16 protein-coding genes are annotated in these 15,522 nt (G+C 72.1%); 12 read left to right on the top strand and 4 right to left on the bottom strand.

The genetic code is table 11. The features are described 5' to 3' along the window. Positions 1-244 precede the first annotated feature (244 nt). From JO379_RS09485 to JO379_RS09460, 6 genes are all read left to right on the top strand, one after another. Positions 245-1,018: a metallophosphoesterase family protein gene (locus JO379_RS09485; protein WP_130877367.1), complete on the top strand. Its 774-nt coding sequence runs from the start codon at positions 245-247 to the stop codon at positions 1,016-1,018. Positions 1,019-1,099: 81 nt separating this feature from the next. After that, positions 1,100-1,549 carry an SRPBCC family protein gene (locus JO379_RS09480; protein ID WP_130877366.1) on the top strand — a complete coding sequence of 150 codons (450 nt, stop codon included), beginning with the start codon at positions 1,100-1,102 and terminating at the stop codon, positions 1,547-1,549. A gap of 97 nt (positions 1,550-1,646) precedes the next feature. Next, positions 1,647-2,987 (top strand): ArsA family ATPase, encoded by a 1,341-nt coding sequence (locus JO379_RS09475; RefSeq protein WP_209518614.1) that lies wholly within the window; start codon positions 1,647-1,649, stop codon positions 2,985-2,987. 56 nt (positions 2,988-3,043) lie between these two features. Beyond that, positions 3,044-3,535: a DUF5304 domain-containing protein gene (locus tag JO379_RS09470; protein ID WP_130877365.1), complete on the top strand. Its 492-nt coding sequence runs from the start codon at positions 3,044-3,046 to the stop codon at positions 3,533-3,535. 57 nt (positions 3,536-3,592) lie between these two features. Further along, entirely contained in the window at positions 3,593-4,534 is a 942-nt protein-coding gene (locus tag JO379_RS09465; RefSeq protein WP_130877364.1) for an ROK family glucokinase, read from the top strand. 62 nt (positions 4,535-4,596) lie between these two features. Beyond that, positions 4,597-5,346, top strand: coding sequence for an endonuclease/exonuclease/phosphatase family protein (locus tag JO379_RS09460; RefSeq protein ID WP_209514583.1), 750 nt, complete (start codon positions 4,597-4,599; stop codon positions 5,344-5,346). A 142-nt stretch (positions 5,347-5,488) separates the two neighbouring features. Here the strand turns inward: JO379_RS09460 and JO379_RS09455 are convergent, their stop codons facing one another. After that, positions 5,489-6,142 (bottom strand): hypothetical protein, encoded by a 654-nt coding sequence (locus JO379_RS09455; RefSeq protein ID WP_209514581.1) that lies wholly within the window; start codon positions 6,140-6,142, stop codon positions 5,489-5,491. Next, entirely contained in the window at positions 6,135-6,926 is a 792-nt protein-coding gene (locus JO379_RS09450) for an alpha/beta hydrolase (RefSeq protein ID WP_130877361.1), read from the bottom strand. The genes JO379_RS09455 and JO379_RS09450 overlap by 8 nt, the downstream gene beginning before the upstream one ends. A 128-nt stretch (positions 6,927-7,054) precedes the next feature. Here JO379_RS09450 and JO379_RS09445 point away from each other — a divergent pair, with 128 nt between their 5' ends. From JO379_RS09445 to JO379_RS09430, 4 genes are all read left to right on the top strand, one after another. After that, positions 7,055-7,801 carry a lysophospholipid acyltransferase family protein gene (locus tag JO379_RS09445; RefSeq protein ID WP_207303895.1) on the top strand — a complete coding sequence of 249 codons (747 nt, stop codon included), beginning with the start codon at positions 7,055-7,057 and terminating at the stop codon, positions 7,799-7,801. A gap of 95 nt (positions 7,802-7,896) precedes the next feature. Further along, positions 7,897-9,078 (top strand): MacS family sensor histidine kinase, encoded by a 1,182-nt coding sequence (gene macS, locus JO379_RS09440; RefSeq protein WP_209518613.1) that lies wholly within the window; start codon positions 7,897-7,899, stop codon positions 9,076-9,078. Between the two features lie 68 nt (positions 9,079-9,146). Next, positions 9,147-9,818 (top strand): response regulator, encoded by a 672-nt coding sequence (locus tag JO379_RS09435; protein WP_130877359.1) that lies wholly within the window; start codon positions 9,147-9,149, stop codon positions 9,816-9,818. Between the two features lie 40 nt (positions 9,819-9,858). Next, positions 9,859-10,890, top strand: a complete 1,032-nt coding sequence (locus tag JO379_RS09430; RefSeq protein WP_130877358.1) for a 6-phosphofructokinase — start codon at positions 9,859-9,861, stop codon at positions 10,888-10,890. A 103-nt stretch (positions 10,891-10,993) separates the two neighbouring features. On the opposite strand, the gene JO379_RS09425 is transcribed toward JO379_RS09430, so the two are convergent. Next, positions 10,994-12,916, bottom strand: coding sequence for an anthranilate synthase family protein (locus tag JO379_RS09425; RefSeq protein WP_209514580.1), 1,923 nt, complete (start codon positions 12,914-12,916; stop codon positions 10,994-10,996). A 252-nt stretch (positions 12,917-13,168) separates the two neighbouring features. Here JO379_RS09425 and JO379_RS09420 point away from each other — a divergent pair, with 252 nt between their 5' ends. Both JO379_RS09420 and JO379_RS09415 read left to right on the top strand, forming a co-directional pair. Next, complete coding sequence (locus tag JO379_RS09420) at positions 13,169-14,518, top strand: class II 3-deoxy-7-phosphoheptulonate synthase (protein ID WP_130877356.1); 1,350 nt, start codon at positions 13,169-13,171, stop codon at positions 14,516-14,518. A gap of 120 nt (positions 14,519-14,638) precedes the next feature. Further along, positions 14,639-14,893 carry a (2Fe-2S)-binding protein gene (locus tag JO379_RS09415; RefSeq protein WP_130877355.1) on the top strand — a complete coding sequence of 85 codons (255 nt, stop codon included), beginning with the start codon at positions 14,639-14,641 and terminating at the stop codon, positions 14,891-14,893. Between the two features lies 1 nt (position 14,894). Here JO379_RS09415 and bfr read toward each other — a convergent pair whose 3' ends face one another. Next, on the bottom strand, positions 14,895-15,374 hold the full coding sequence (bfr, locus tag JO379_RS09410) for a bacterioferritin (RefSeq protein WP_130877354.1): 480 nt from the start codon (positions 15,372-15,374) through the stop codon (positions 14,895-14,897). Between the last annotated feature and the right edge of the window lie 148 nt (positions 15,375-15,522).

Below are 15,522 nucleotides of genomic sequence, written 5' to 3'. Positions count from 1 at the left end.
GCGCCGCCGCGTCTTCGAGGGGCGCTGCGTCGGCTGCGGTCCATGATCAGGCAAGGGGGGTATTGGACTGCCCGGACGTTACCCACCGGTACGGCTATTCGAATAGGGGTCGCGTCCAGATGTTCTATGCGTCACATGCCACGGGACTGCTGTCCGAACCCTAGCCCCTAGCTTTGGTAACCCGGAAGTAACCGCAGGTCGGGGCCCTTCCGAAGGCCGGGCCGCACGCCCTAGGGTGATCCGCATGCGAGGTGGCTTCAGGATTCACGTGGTCAGCGATGTGCACGGCAACAGCGAGGCCCTCGCCCGGGCGGGCGACGGCGCCGACGCCTTGGTGTGCCTGGGGGACCTGGTCCTCTTCCTCGACTACGCCGACCACTCGCGCGGCATCTTTCCCGAGCTCTTCGGCGTCGAGAACGCCGACCGGATCGTCGAGCTGCGCACGGCCCGCCGCTTCGAGGAGGCCCGTGAGCTGGCCCGGCGCCTGTGGGACGGGATAGACCGCGACTCCGCCGTCGAGAAGGCGGTGCGCGGACAGTACGCGGAGCTCTTCGCCGCCTTCCCCACCCCCACCTACGCGACCTACGGCAACGTCGACATCCCAGGACTGTGGCCTGAGTACGCCCGGCCCGGCACGACGGTCCTCGACGGCGAGCGGGCGGAGATCGGCGGCCGCGTCTTCGGCTTCGTCGGCGGCGGCCTCCGGTCGCAGATGCGCACCCCCTATGAGATCGACGACGAGACGTACGCGGCGAAGCTCGCCGCCCTCGGCGAGGTCGATGTGCTCTGCTCGCACATCCCGCCCGACGTGCCCGAGCTCTGCTACGACACCGTCGCCCGCCGCTTCGAGCGCGGCAGCTCGGCGCTGCTGGAGACGATCAAGGCCACCCGGCCCAAGTACGCCCTCTTCGGCCACGTACACCAGCCGCTCGCGCAGCGGATGCGCATCGGCGACACCGAGTGCGTCAATGTCGGCCATTTCGCGTCGTCCGGTACTCCGTGGGCACTGGAGTGGTGACCGGCCGCGCGATGTAGCCTTCACCGGCAGGCACACGAGGCACATGAGGCAGCGGGACCCCGGTACGGAGGAGCCACGGCGATGGCGGAACACACCAGCTCGAGCATCACGATCGAGGCGGCCCCGGCCGAGGTCATGTCGGTGATCGCCGACTTCGACCGCTACCCGGAGTGGACCGGCGAGGTCAAGCAGGCCGAGGTCCTCGCCAAGGACGAGCAGGGCCGTGCCGAGCAGGTGCGCCTGGTCCTCGACGCGGGTGCCATCAAGGACGACCACACGCTGGCCTACAGCTGGCCCGCCGACAATGTGGTGAGCTGGTCGCTGGTCAAGTCCCAGATGCTGCGTCAGCTCGACGGCTCGTACAGCCTGGCCCCCGTGGCCGGCGGCGCGCACACCGAGGTGACGTACCAGCTCACGGTCGACGTCAAGATCCCGATGCTCGGGATGATCAAGCGCAAGGCGGAGAAGGTCATCATCGACCGCGCCCTCCAGGGCCTCAAGGAGCGCGTCGAGAGCGGCGCGAAGTCCTGACCCGGCCCGGCCCGGCGGGGCGGGCGGCCTCAAGGACGTCCGGCCGCCGCCGCGCCGGCCGCGTAGAACCATGCACCTCATTGCCGGAGGCTCCTCCTTGCGTACGGTCCTCGTCACCGGTCCCGGCGGCGCGGGCCGCACCACCACCGCGGCGGCCACGGCGCTCGCCGCCGCCCGCCAGGGGCGGCGCGTGCTGCTGCTCACCTCCGACCGCGGCCCCGCCCCCGAGGCCGTCCTCGGCGTCGCGCTGCCCGCACCGCCCGTGGGAGACGGGAGCCCCGCGCCCTGGGGGCCGCCCGTCGAGGTCGCCCCCGGCCTCCGGGCCGCCCGGATCGCCGTCGGCGAACACTTCCGCGACCGGGCCCGGGAGCTCCAGGACCGCGGCGCCTCCCTCTTCGACCTGCTCGGCGCCACCCCGCTGGACGCCGAGGAACTCACCGAACTCCCCGGCGCCGAACCCCTCGCGATCCTCACCGCCCTGCGCGCCGCCCACACCGGCGACGCCCCCTGGGACCTGCTCGTCGTCGACATGCCGCCCGCGCCCGGGACCATACGGCTGCTCGCGCTGCCCGAGCAGCTGCGCCGCTATCTGCGCCGGCTGCTGCCCCCCGAGCGGCAGGCCGCCCGCGCGCTGCGCCCGATGCTCGCGCAGCTCGCCGGGGTGCCCATGCCCGCGCAGCGGCTGTACGAGACCGCCGAGCGCTGGGAGGCTGAGCTGGCCGCCGTGCAGCGGGTGATCGAGGCCAGGAGCACGACCGTGCGCCTCGTCGTCGACCCCGGGCCGGTCGCCGCCGAGGCCGTGCGCGTCGCCCGTGCCGGACTCGCCCTCCAGAGCTGCCGGATCGACACCCTCGTCACCAACAGACTGTTCCCCGAGGCGCCCGGTGCCGCCGGGGACCCCGGCGGCACAGCCGGCTCCTGGCTCGCCGGGCTCGTCGACGAGCAGCGCACCGCGCTGAAGGCGCTGCGCGAGGAGTTCCTCGTCGACGCCGTCACCGTCTGCGAGCTGCCGCACCTCGGCCGGGGCCCGCGGGGCACCGGGGATCTCGACGAGCTGGCCGGCCGTGCCCGGTCGACCGCCGTCGGCGGGACCGGGATCGTCGAGGGCGACGGCCTCACCGACGAACTCGACGGCTGGGCCGGCCCGGACGCGGACGGATACGGCAGTGCCGAGGAGCCCGAGGCCTGGTCGGTGGAGGACCGCATCGCCGTCGACGGCGTCCTCGTCTGGCGGCTGCCGCTGCCCGGCGCCCACCGCGAGGGACTCGACCTGGTCCGCCGGGGCGACGAGCTGATCGTCGGCGTCGGACCGTTCCGCCGCGTCCTGCCCCTGCCGTCCGCGCTGCGCCGCTGCACCGTCTCCGGCGCCGCGCTGCGCGACGGCGCCCTCTGCGTCCGTTTCACCCCCGACCCCGGCCTCTGGCCGCGGAGCAGCTGAACGGCACTACGCCGTTCGGGTAACGTCGAAGGAAAATCCAGCCGCAGGAGTCCGCCATGAGCGAAGCCACCGAGCGCCCCGACACCGACGGGGCGGCCGACCACGACGCCTGGGAGCGGGCCTGCGCCGAGGACCTCGCCGCAGAGAAGGCCCGGCGCCGTGCGGAGTACGGACAGGGCCCGGCCACCGGCACCGCCGCCGAGGAGCTGCGCAAGCTCGTCGACGCCGTCGCCGACAAGGTCGCGGGGCTCCAGCTGCCGCTCGCCGGGGCGGCCGCCCAGGGCGCAGTGCAGCAGCTGATCACCCAGGCGAAGGCGGTCGTCGAGCCCGTCATCGAGCGCAACCCCGACGTCTTCGACCACCTGGCCTCCGCGGGCTCCGAACTGCTCGCCGCCTACCGCGCCGCCGTCCAGGGACAGGAGGGCCGCTGGACCCGGGGCGAGCGCCCGGGCTCCGCGCCCACCGACCGTCCCGGCACGGCCCGTGACACCCCGCCCGGCAAAGGCGACGAAGCGGCCGGCGGGACCGAGCGCATCGACCTGGACTGACCTGGCCCTCCGGTACGGTGGGCCGTGGCGGGGTTCGAGCGAATAACTGAGGGATACATGGGACTCACCATCGGCGTCGACATCGGCGGCACGAAGATCGCGGCCGGCGTGGTCGACGAAGAGGGCAAGATCCTCGCGACCTGCAAGGTGCCCACCCCCCCGACGCCCGAAGCGGTCGTCGACGCCATCGCGGACGCGGTGCGCACGGTCAGCGTCGGCCACGACGTCGAGGCGGTCGGCATCGGTGCCGCGGGTTACGTGGACGACAAGCGGGCCACCGTGCTGTTCGCCCCGAACATCAACTGGCGTCACGAGGCCCTCAAGGACAAGGTCGAGCAGCGCGTCGGCCTCCCGGTCGTCGTCGAGAACGACGCCAACGCCGCCGCCTGGGGCGAATACCGCTTCGGCGCCGGCCAGGGCCACGACGACGTCATCTGCATCACCCTGGGCACCGGCCTCGGCGGCGGCATCATCATCGGCAACAAGCTGCGCCGCGGCCGCTTCGGTGTGGCAGCGGAATTCGGCCACATCCGGGTCGTCCCCGACGGCCTGCTGTGCGGTTGCGGCAGCCAGGGCTGCTGGGAGCAGTACGCCTCCGGGCGCGCGCTCGTCCGCTACGCCAAGCAGCGCGCCAACGCCACCCCGGAGAACGCCTCGATCCTGCTGGGTCTCGGCGACGGCACGGTCGAGGGCATCGAGGGCAAGCACATCAGCGCCGCCGCCCGGCAGGGCGACCCGGTCGCCATCGACTCCTTCCGCGAGCTGGCCCGCTGGGCGGGCGCGGGCCTGGCCGACCTGGCCTCGCTCTTCGACCCCTCCGCGTTCATCGTCGGCGGCGGTGTCTCGGACGAGGGCGACCTCGTCCTCGACCCCATCCGCAAGTCCTTCAAGCGCTGGCTGATCGGCGGCCAGTGGCGCCCGCACGCGCAGGTGCTCGCGGCGCAGCTGGGCGGCAAGGCCGGGCTGGTCGGCGCCGCCGACCTGGCCCGTCAGGGCTGACGACACCGCCCGAGAGGGCTGATCACACCTTGTAGCACCGTTGGAGCAACAGGAGAGTGGCGATGCTCGCGGACCTGCCCCCGTCCCGTACCGAAGGCGACGGCTCGGCCGTCGTCCGTGTGCTCAGCTACAACATCCGCTCCATGCGTGACGACACGGGGGCGCTGGCCCGGGTCATCCGGGCCTGCGCCCCCGATGTCGTCTGCGTCCAGGAAGCGCCGCGCTTCTTCCGCTGGCGCAAGGCGGCCGCCCGCCTCGCCCGCACCTCCGAGCTGGTGTACGTCACCGGCGGGGCCACCGCCTCCGGCCCGATGATCCTGTCCTCGCTGCGCGCCACCGTGGAGCGCACGGAGGACGTCCTGCTGCCCCGCACCCCCGGACTGCACCAGCGCGGCTTCGCCACCGCCGTGCTCCGCTTCGGCCGGGCCCGGCTCGGGGTCCTCAGCTGCCACCTGAGCATGAAGGACAGCGAGCGCTACGGCCAGGGCAAGCTGCTCCTCGACCGGCTCGCCTCCCTCGGCGTCCCGCACGCCGTCGCGGCGGGCGACCTCAACGACCGGCCCGACGGGCGTACGTTCGGTCTCCTCGCGGACGCCCTCCAGGACGGCTGGGCCACCAAGCCGTGGGGCCGCGAGCACACCACCCGGCTCGGCGACCCCCTCCAGCGCATCGACGCCGTCTTCGCGACGGAGGGCGTCGAGGTGCTCGGCTGCGGCGTCCCGATGGGGCTGCCGGGGATCGCGGAGCGGGATCTGCGGGCCGCCACGGATCACCTGCCGGTGTTGGCGGCTGTGCGGGTGCCTGCGGTGTAGCCGCGGGCTCCGGCCCCGGACCTGGCTTGTCCTGCCGCCTGCGGGCCGTCCTTGCCGCCTGCGGCGGCGGGCGCCCTGCGGGCGCGTCCTCAAACGCCGGACGGGCTGGATTTATCCAGCCCGTCCGGCGATGGGAAAACCTTCACACGACCGCGCCGCGTCCCGGGTCGTCGTCCTCGTCGTCGTCGCCGTCCTTCATGCGCAGCACCAGCGTGGCGAAGCCGCCGAGGAAGCCGCCGACGCCGAGCGTGGTCATCCACCACGTCAGCTCCTGGCGCAGCAGCACCATGACCAACAGCAGCAACGGTCCGCCGAGCACGGCGATCCAGGCGAAGCGGGCGGTGACGTCGCCGGTCGGGAGCGGCGGCGGCTCCGGCGGGACGAAGTGGCCCTCGTCCGCGTCGTCACTGCCGTCCTTCTCGCCCTTGCCGTCCTTGCCGCTCTCGGCTGCCGGCTCGGGCCAGTCGCGGGGGCCCACACCGGGGGCGTAGACGATGAAGCTGCCCGGACGGTCCGGCTTCCCCGGGGCGGCCGTGGCGGTCCTGGTCGTCCCGTCCCGGTCGTCACCGGAGGGGTCCGGCCCGTCGGAGGCCCCGGAATCCTCGGCCCCGTCCGGAGTGCCTGGGTCCTCGGCCCGCTCGCGGTCGTCGAGCTCGTCCGTGACATCGCCGGAGGCGGGCCAGCGGCCCTTGGCCGGGTCGGGCTGTTCGCCGTACGCGGCGACGAGCTCCGCCCAGGCCGCGTCCTCGTCCAGCGGGTCGCGGCTCTCGTCGCGGCCGGCGTCGCGCTCAGCCACGGGTGGCCGTCCCCTCCTTGCCGGCGTGCGCGTCGGCACCGGCGCTGAGCCGGTTGATGAACGCGTACGTGTCCTTGAAGATCAGCTCGGCGTCGTGGTCCAGGGTGGCCACGTGGCGGCTGCGCTCCAGCAGCCGCTCGGTGACGTCCCGGGAGGAGACACGGGCCAGGATGCGCGCCGAGTCGGCGGCGGGGACGACACGGTCGTCGGGGCTGTGCAGCAACAGCAACGGCTGGGTGACCTGCGGAAGTTCGATATCGACCAGACGGAAGAAGCGGCGCAGCGAGTGCGCGGCGTGCAGCGGCACCCGGCCGTAGCCGACCTCGGCCGCGCCCGGCTTCGCGATGTCGCTGGCGATACCCTTGGTGGTGCGCATCAGATGGCGCGCCACGGGCAGCGCCCTGGCGGCGAGGCCGTGCACCTTGTTCCCGGGATTGACCACCACGACGCCGCGGACCGCGTCACCGTGCAGGGCCGCGAGCCGCAGCGCGAGCGCCCCGCCCATCGACAGGCCGCACACGAAGATCTCGGAACAGTGCTCACGCAGCGACCGCAGCTCGCGGTCCACCTCCGCGTACCAGTCCTGCCACCCGGTGAGCTGCAGGTCCTGCCAGCGGGTGCCGTGGCCGGGCAGCAGGGGAAGCGACACCGTCAGGCCGCGTTCCGCGAGATAATCGGCCCAGGGCCGTACGGACTGCGGGGAACCGGTGAAGCCGTGACACACAAGGACGCCGACCTCTCCGCCGACGTGGCGGAACGGCTCGGCGCCGGGGAGGAGCGGCACCGGGATCTCCGATCGATGGAACGGGAAAAAGGGGTCTGGCCCTCAGCGTACGCGGAGCGCCGCACGGCGGGTAGGCAGGTTAAGGTCTCCTCGTCACTACAGGAGGTTCTGGGTTGTTCTACGGCGCTATGAAGCTGTCCATCGGCGGGTCGCTGAAGCTTGCCTTCCGGCCGTGGGTGGAGGGCCTGGAGAACATCCCGGCCGAGGGGCCCGCGATCCTGGCGAGCAACCACCTGTCCTTCTCGGACTCCTTCTTCCTTCCCGCGGTGCTCGACCGGAAGGTCACCTTCATCGCGAAGCAGGAATACTTCACCTCCCCCGGGGTCAAGGGGAAGCTGACGGCCGCCTTCTTCAAGGGCGTCGGCCAGCTCCCCGTCGACCGCTCGGGCGGCCGCGGCGCGGGCGAGGCCGCGATCAAGAGCGGCATCGAGGTGCTGGAGCGCGGTGAGCTGTTCGGCATCTACCCGGAGGGCACCCGTTCCCCGGACGGCCGTCTCTACCGCGGCAAGCCCGGCGGGCTCGCCCGGGTGGCGCTGCTGTCCGGCGCGCCCGTGATCCCCGTCGCGATGATCGACACGGAGAAGGTGCAGCCGCCCGGGAAGGTGCTGCCGAAGATGATCCGTCCGGGCATCCGGATCGGTGAGCCGCTCGACTTCAGCCGCTACCACGGCATGGACGGCGACCGCTTCATCCTGCGCTCGGTGACCGACGAGGTCATGTACAAGATCATGGAGCTGTCCGGCCAGGAGTACGTCGACATCTACGCGACGGCGGCCAAGCGGCAGATCGCGGAAGAGGCCAAGCGCAAGGCCGAGGAGGAGAAGGCCGCGAAGGCGGCCGGACTCGACAAGGCCGGCAAGCAGCCCGAGGCCTGAGCGCCCGGCGGGGGGTCGGTTCGATGACTCAGGGGACACACGTGCCACCGGGCATATCGCGCGCACCGGTCGGCAAGCGCCCGCGGGCCGTGCGCATGTCCGTGGAGCTGCCGCTGTGGCGCGCCCTGACCGGCTACCGGATCATCACCCTCGGCTACGCCCTCGCGCTCTTCTTCCTCAACTACCGCGAGTACGCGCACCCGCTCGGCGCCGCCCTCTACATGGGCGCGCTCACCGTATGGATGCTGCTGACCTGGAACCGGGTCACGGCACCCGAGCGGTGCACCAAGCGGTTCCTGACCGCCGATCTCACCATCGCGCTGGCCGGCATCCTGCTCACCGCCGTCATCGATTCCCCCGAGCGCATCGCGAGCGGCGCGGCCACCCTGCCGTCCATCTGGGCGGGCGGCGCCGTGCTGGGCTGTGCCATCAAGGGCGGCTGGCGCTGGGCGGCCGTCGGCTCGACCCTCGTGGCCGTCGCCAACCTCGTCGAGCGCGGCGGCGCCGCCCGCGACACGATCCACAACGTGCTGCTGGTCTGGGTCTCCAGCATCGCCATCGGCTACATCGTCGAGGTGGCCCGGGCCAGTGAGCGCACGCTCGCCCGCGCCCTCCAGATCGAGGCGGCGACCCGCGAGCGCGAGCGGCTGGCCCGCGACATCCACGACGGCGTCCTCCAGGTGCTGGCCATGGTGCAGCGCCGGGGCGCCGCGATCGGCGGCGAGGCCGCCGAGCTGGGCCGGATGGCGGGCGAGCAGGAGATCGCGCTGCGCACCCTCGTCGCCGGCGGCCTGCTGCCCCCGCAGCGCTCGGCCGCGCAGCTCGCCGAGGACGCCGAGCTGGTGCGGACGGTCACCCCCGCCCCGGCCCCCGCGCCGACGGGCCCCTGCGACCTCGCGGGGCTCCTCGCCCCGTACGCCGGGGCCGCCGTCTCCTTCGCCGGGCCCGGTACGCCCGTCCTGCTGGAGGCGTCCGCCGCGGCGGAACTGGCGGCGGCCGTCGGTGCCGCGCTGGACAATGTGGCCAAGCACGCCGGTGACGGCGCGCGGGCCTGGATCCTGCTGGAGGACGAACCCGGTGAGGTGATCGTCACTGTGCGGGACGACGGCCCGGGCATCGCCGAGGGCCGGCTGGCGGACGCCGAACGGGAGGGGCGGATGGGCGTCGCGCTGTCGATCCGCGGCCGGCTGCGGGACCTGGGCGGCAGCGCGGAGCTGCTGTCCGTGCCGGGGCAGGGCACCGAAGTCGAACTGAGGGTTCCGCGCGCGGGCGCGTGAGCCGAACCGCAAGGGAAGGCGCCGGGGGAAACCAACCCGGTGGGGTGACGAGCGATGAGTGAAGTCCGATGAGTGAAGAGCAGGCCGTACGGGTCATGGTGGTCGACGACCACCCCATGTGGCGGGACGCGGTCGCCCGCGACCTGGACGCCGCCGGGTTCGACGTCGTGGCCACCGCCGGGGACGGCCCGCAGGCGGTCCGGCGCGCCCAGGCCGTGGCCCCCGACGTCCTCGTCCTGGACCTCAATCTGCCCGGTCTGCCCGGCGTGGCCGTCTGCAAGGAGTTGGTCGGGGAGAACCCCGCGCTGCGCGTCCTGGTGCTCTCCGCCAGCGGCGAGCACGCGGACGTCCTGGAAGCGGTGAAGTCCGGCGCGACCGGCTATCTGCTGAAGTCGGCCAGCACGGACGAGCTGGTGGACGCCGTGCGCCGGACCGCCGTCGGCGACCCCGTCTTCACCCCGGGGCTGGCCGGACTGGTGCTCGGCGAGTACCGCCGGCTCGCCTCCGACCCGGCCCCCGCCGCCCCCGACGAGCCGAAGGCCCCCCGGCTCACCGACCGGGAGACCGAGGTGCTGCGCCTGGTCGCCAAGGGCCTCTCCTACAAACAGATCGCCGAGCGGCTGGTTATTTCCCACCGCACGGTGCAGAACCATGTTCAGAACACCTTGGGCAAGCTCCAGTTGCACAACCGCGTGGAGCTGGTGCGCTACGCGATAGAGCGAGGTCTCGACGACGCCTGACCCTCCGCGGCCGGGCGTACCCGGCTGAAGGGAAGGTGTCATGCGGGTCGGAGTACTGACCGGTGGCGGTGACTGCCCCGGGCTCAACGCGGTCATCCGCGCCGTCGTCCGCAAGGGCGTCCAGCGTTACGACTACGAATTCCTCGGCTACAAGGACGGCTGGCGCGGGCCGCTCCAGGGCGCGGCGACGCGCCTCGACATCCCGGCCGTGCGCGGCATCCTGCCGCGCGGCGGCACCGTGCTCGGATCGTCGCGGACCAATCCCTTCAAGGAAGCGGACGGCGTCCGCCGGATCAAGGACAACCTCGCCAAGGACCGGGTGGACGCCCTGATCGCCATCGGCGGCGAGGACACCCTCGGCGTCGCCGCCCGGCTCTGCGCCGAGTACGGCATCCGGTGCGTCGGCGTCCCCAAGACCATCGACAACGACCTCTCCGCCACGGACTACACCTTCGGCTTCGACACCGCCGTCAACATCGCCACCGAGGCCATCGACCGGCTGCACACCACCGCCGAATCGCACATGCGCGTCCTCGTCGTGGAGGTCATGGGCCGGCACGCGGGCTGGATCGCCCTGCACTCCGGCATGGCAGGCGGCGCCAACGTCATCCTCGTCCCCGAGTACCGCTTCGACCTCGACGAGGTGTGCGGCTGGGTCACCTCCCGCTTCCGCGCCAGCTACGCCCCGATCGTCGTCGTCGCGGAGGGCGCCATGCCGAAGGACGGCGACCTCGTCCTCAAGAACGCCGCCGCGCAGGACGCCTTCGGCCACGTCCGGCTCTCCGGGGTGGGGGAGTGGCTGGCGGGTGAGATCGAGCGCCGCACCGGTAAGGAGGCGCGCACGATAGTGCTGGGCCACGTCCAGCGCGGCGGCACCCCGAGCGCGTTCGACCGGTGGCTGGCGACCCGGTTCGGGCTGCACGCGATCTCCGCGGTGCGGGACGGCGACTTCGGGACGATGGTCGCGCTGCGGGGCACGGACATCGTGCGGGTGCCTCTCGGGGAGGCGACGGCTCGGTTGAAGACGGTGCCGGCTGATCGGTACGAGGAAGCGAAGCTTTTGTTCGGCTAGGGGTTGGCTCCGGCTACCGCCGGTGCCGAAAGATCGCCCTCAATCGCCGGGCAGACTCCAAGGAGCCTGCCCGGCGATTGAGGGCAACAGGTGGGCGAGCCCCTCAGACCAGCACCGACGCCAGCAGGTCTGCCACGATCGTCGCGCCGTTCAGGGTCAGTACCGACTCCGGGTGGAACTGGACCCCCGCGAAGCCGGGGCCGCGGATCGCGTGCACCTCGCCGGAGGCGTCCCGGCTGACCTCCACCCGGTGCATGGCCAGCTCCGCCTCCGTCGTCTCCCCGCAGCGCGCCGTGAACGTGTTGTAGAAGCCGACCGTCTCCGGGCGCCCGAAGAAGTCGATGCGCTGCTGCGCTCCCTGGGCCGGGTCCGTCTTGCGGACGATGTCCAGGCCCAGCTCCGCCGCGAGCAGCTCGTGGCCCAGGCACACTCCCAGCACCCCGTGCCGGTGCTCGCGCAGCAGGTCCGCTGCCAGCCCGCGCAGCAGCCGCATCTTGGGGTCGGCCGCGTCCGACGGATCGCCGGGACCCGGCCCCAGCACCACGGGCCCCTCGTGGCGCAGCGCCGCGTCCCGCAGGCCCGGCTCGTCGTAGCGGCGCACGGTGACGGTCAGCCCCGAGGTGCGCAGCAGGTGCGCCAGCATCGCCGTGAAGGTGTCCTCGCCATCGACGACGAGCGCGTGCCCCGACAGCTTCGCCGTCGACGACGTGGTCTGCATGCGCAGCCAGAACGGTGCCAGGTCCGCGCGCCGGGCGTCGAGCGCGGCCCGTACCCGAAGGTCGTCACCGAGCCGGGCCCCGGGCCCCGCCGGCGCGGATCCCCGCGCGTCGCGGACGCCGAGCGCGGCGAGCACGCCGGCGGCCTTGGCGTGCGTCTCGGCGACCTCGCCGGCCGGGTCGGAGTGGCGTACGAGCGTGGCGCCGACCGCCACCCGCAGCCGGCCGCGCCGGTCGATGTCGGCGGTCCGGATGAGGATCGGCGAGTCGAGCGTCTGCGCGCCCGCCGCGTCGCGGCCGATGAGGGCGAGCGCCCCCGCGTAGTAGCCGCGCCCCTGCGGCTCGTACCGCCCGATGACCCGGCAGGCGTTCTGCACCGGCGAGCCCGTCACGGTCGCCGCGAACATCGTCTCCCGCAGCACGTCCCGCACATCCAGCGAGGAGCGCCCGCGCAGTTCGTACTCGGTGTGCGCGAGATGGGCCATCTCCTTGAGCCGGGGGCCGACGACCACGCCGCCCATGTCCCCGACCGTGCACATCATCTTCAGCTCCTCGTCCACCACCATGGACAGCTCCTCCACCTCCTTGCGGTCGTGCAGGAAGGCCAGCAGCCCCTCGGGCGTCGGGCCCTCGGCGGGGTAGCGGTACGTGCCGCTGATCGGGTTCATCACGACCGTCCCGCCCGACATCCGGACGTGCACCTCCGGGCTCGCCCCCACCAGCGTCCGGTCGCCCGTGTGCACGACGTACGTCCAGTACGCGCCGCGCTCGCCGGCCAGCAGCCGCCGGAAGAGGGCCAGTGCGTCGGCCGCCCCGAAGCCGTGGATCTCGCCCTCGAAGGTCCGCCGGATGACGAAATTGGCCCCTTCGCCCGTCCCGATCTCGTCCTCGATCACCCGCTCGACGATCCGCGCGTACTCCTCGTCGCTCACGTCGAAGGCCCCGCCGTCGACCCGTACCTCGTGCGCGGGCAGCGCGGCGAGGACCTCGGCGAGCGGCAGTTCGTACGACTCCTCGGGCCGCAGCACCAGCAGGGGCGTCCCGTCGTCGGTGACCTCGAAGCCGCGCTCGCGGATCTGCCGGAACGGCACGAGCGCGAGCGCGTCGTGCGCGGGGCCGCCCCCGGCGGGGGCACCGGACGGCAAGGGGATGCCGGTGAGGCGTCCGGCCTCGCCCACCGGGCCGATCAGCAGCTCGACGCGGTCCTCCCCGGCGCCGTGCGGGCGGCCGGGGGTGCGGCGGCGCAGCAGGGCGAAGGGCGGGCAGGCGGGGTCGGTCAGCCGTGCGAGGAGAGCGGAGGTGTCGGGCATCTGGGGAGTTCCTTCCGGTGCGAGGAGGGAACGGCCCGTGGAACACGGAAGGCCGCCCCTCGGGGCGGCCTTCGCGGTGAGTGTGCTGCTACGCGCGATCAGTGGGCCGCCTGAGAGCGGTCCACCACCAGTTCCGGTTCATCGGCGCGAGCATGTGGCGCACCCTACCGGAACCCCGACATCCGAGTGGGGAGCGTCTCAGATGTCGGTCCCGGCGGATGGACAGATGCATCGACCCCGTAATGTTGGAGTGTGACCGTGAACGCTGAACTCCACGCCGGTGGCAACACCTGGCGCTCCCTGCCCGCGGCGCAGCAGCCTGACTGGCCGGATCAAGAGGCTCTGCGCGATGTGATCGCCGAGCTCGAGTCCTATCCGCCGCTCGTCTTCGCGGGCGAGTGCGACCAGCTGCGTCACCGCCTGGGAGCCGTCGCCCGTGGTGAGGCGTTCCTGCTCCAGGGCGGCGACTGCGCCGAGGCCTTCGACGCCGTCGGCGCCGACCAGATCCGCAACAAGCTGAAGACGCTCCTGCAGATGGGCGCGGTGCTGACCTACGCCGGGTCGGTGCCCGTCGTGAAGGTCGGCCGCATCGCCGGCCAGTACAGCAAGCCCCGCTCCAAGCCGACCGAGACCCGCGACGGCGTGACCCTGCCGACCTACCGCGGCGACTCCGTCAACGGCTTCGCCTTCACCCCCGAAGCCCGTACGCCGGACCCGCAGCGGCTGAAGCGGATGTACAACGCCTCCGCCTCCACCCTGAACCTGGTCCGCGCCTTCACCACCGGCGGCTACGCGGACCTGCGCCAGGTGCACGCCTGGAACCAGGACTTCGTGAAGTCGTCCCCCTCCGGCCAGCGCTACGAGGCGCTCGCCCGCGAGATCGACCGCGCGATGAACTTCATGAACGCCTGCGGGGTGGACCCGGAGGAGTTCAAGACGGTCGAGTTCTTCTCGTCGCACGAGGCGCTCGTCCTCGACTACGAGTCGGCGCTGACCCGTGTCGACTCGCGGACCGGCGATCTGTACGACGTCTCGGGCCACATGGTGTGGATCGGTGAGCGCACCCGGCAGCTCGACGGCGCGCACATCGAGTTCGCGTCGAAGATCCGCAACCCGATCGGGGTGAAGCTCGGCCCGACGACGACGCCCGAGGACGCGCTGACCCTCATCGAGCGGCTCGACCCCGAGCGCGAGCCGGGCCGGCTCACCTTCATCACCCGTATGGGTGCCGACAAGATCCGGGACAAGCTCCCGACGCTGGTCGAGAAGGTCACGGCGTCCGGTGCGCAGGTCGTCTGGATCAGCGACCCGATGCACGGCAACACCTTCGAGGCGGCCTCGGGCCACAAGACCCGCCGCTTCGACGACGTGCTCGACGAGGTCAAGGGCTTCTTCGAGGTCCACAAGAGCCTCGGCACCCACCCGGGCGGCATCCACGTCGAGCTGACCGGCGACGACGTCACGGAGTGCGTGGGCGGCGGCGACGAGATCTTCGTCGACGATCTGCACCAGCGCTACGAGACGGCGTGCGACCCGCGCCTCAACCGCAGCCAGTCCCTGGACCTGGCGTTCCTGGTCGCGGAAATGTACCGGGACCAGTAGGAACCCGGCGGAACGAAACAGTGGGGCGCGGATCGAAGTGATCCGCGCCCCACTGCGTTGTTAATCCCCGACCGGGCCGGGTAAGGTAAGGGTAACCTTATTGATCAACCCGGTGAGGCGGTGAACCGCGTGTACGTCTGCTCATGCTTCGGGATCACCGAGCAGCAGGTGCGCGAGCACGCGGACCGCGGGGCGTGCACGCCCCGCCAGATAGCCTCCGTGAGCAAGGCCGGCACCGACTGCGGCAGCTGTGTCCGCCGCATCCAGGGCATTCTCGGGCGTGGCGCGTGCCCCCGCCGTGAGCTCGCCGATCAGGGCGACCCGGAGGTCCTCAGCGCCGAGCTGACCGCGATACCCGAGGCGCAGGCGGCCTGACTCAGCTGTCCGGCTGCTCGATCAGCTGGGCGAGGTACAGCGGCTCGCCGAGCTTCTCGACCAGGTCCAGCTGGGTGTCGAGATAGTCGATGTGGCTCTCCTCGTCCTCGAGGATCGACTCGAAGATGTTCGCCGAGGTGATGTCGCCCTTGGCCCGCATGACCTCCACGCCGCGCTTGAGGCGGTCGATGGCCTCGACCTCCACCTGCCGGTCGGCCTGGAACATCTCGGTCACCGTCTGTCCGATCCGGACGTGGAAGAGCCGCTGGTAGTTCGGCAGCCCGTCCAGGAACAGGATCCGGTCGGTCAGGATCTCCGCGTGCTTCATCTCGTCGAACGACTCGGCCCTGGTGTGCTTCGCGAGCTTGGGCCAGCCGAAGTTCTCCTGCATCTTCGCGTGCAGGAAGTACTGGTTGATGGCCGTCAGCTCGGCAGTCAGCTGCTCATTGAGAAATTCGATGACCTCGGGGTCGCCCTGCATTGCAGAGGCTCCTTCCAAGAGGATGGCTGGCAGGTAGGCCGCATCCTCGCACCGCCCTTCGAAAGCGTCCAGTAAGTGCACACTTAGTGGGAGTTGCCCCAATAGCGGAACCCCTGGTCATCACCACACCGGAAGGTCTGACACCATG

The sequence above is a fragment of the Streptomyces syringium genome (genome assembly GCF_017876625.1).
In the GTDB taxonomy this organism is placed as follows: Bacteria; Actinomycetota; Actinomycetes; order Streptomycetales; family Streptomycetaceae; genus Streptomyces; species Streptomyces syringius.
This window is presented reverse-complemented; position numbering and strand designations above follow the sequence as displayed.

What these genes read in the sequence shown, in the direction of transcription:
- JO379_RS09485 (WP_130877367.1), top strand. Translation starts at nt 245, where the DNA reads ATGCGAGGTGGCTTCAGGATTCACGTGGTCAGCGATGTGCACGGCAAC.
- JO379_RS09480 (WP_130877366.1), top strand. Translation starts at nt 1,100, where the DNA reads ATGGCGGAACACACCAGCTCGAGCATCACGATCGAGGCGGCCCCGGCC.
- JO379_RS09470 (WP_130877365.1), top strand. Translation starts at nt 3,044, where the DNA reads ATGAGCGAAGCCACCGAGCGCCCCGACACCGACGGGGCGGCCGACCAC.
- JO379_RS09465 (WP_130877364.1), top strand. Translation starts at nt 3,593, where the DNA reads ATGGGACTCACCATCGGCGTCGACATCGGCGGCACGAAGATCGCGGCC.
- JO379_RS09460 (WP_209514583.1), top strand. Translation starts at nt 4,597, where the DNA reads ATGCTCGCGGACCTGCCCCCGTCCCGTACCGAAGGCGACGGCTCGGCC.
- JO379_RS09445 (WP_207303895.1), top strand. Translation starts at nt 7,055, where the DNA reads ATGAAGCTGTCCATCGGCGGGTCGCTGAAGCTTGCCTTCCGGCCGTGG.
- macS (WP_209518613.1), top strand. Translation starts at nt 7,897, where the DNA reads ATGTCCGTGGAGCTGCCGCTGTGGCGCGCCCTGACCGGCTACCGGATC.
- JO379_RS09435 (WP_130877359.1), top strand. Translation starts at nt 9,147, where the DNA reads ATGAGTGAAGAGCAGGCCGTACGGGTCATGGTGGTCGACGACCACCCC.
- JO379_RS09430 (WP_130877358.1), top strand. Translation starts at nt 9,859, where the DNA reads ATGCGGGTCGGAGTACTGACCGGTGGCGGTGACTGCCCCGGGCTCAAC.
- JO379_RS09425 (WP_209514580.1), bottom strand. Translation starts at nt 12,916, where the DNA reads ATGCCCGACACCTCCGCTCTCCTCGCACGGCTGACCGACCCCGCCTGC.
- bfr (WP_130877354.1), bottom strand. Translation starts at nt 15,374, where the DNA reads ATGCAGGGCGACCCCGAGGTCATCGAATTTCTCAATGAGCAGCTGACT.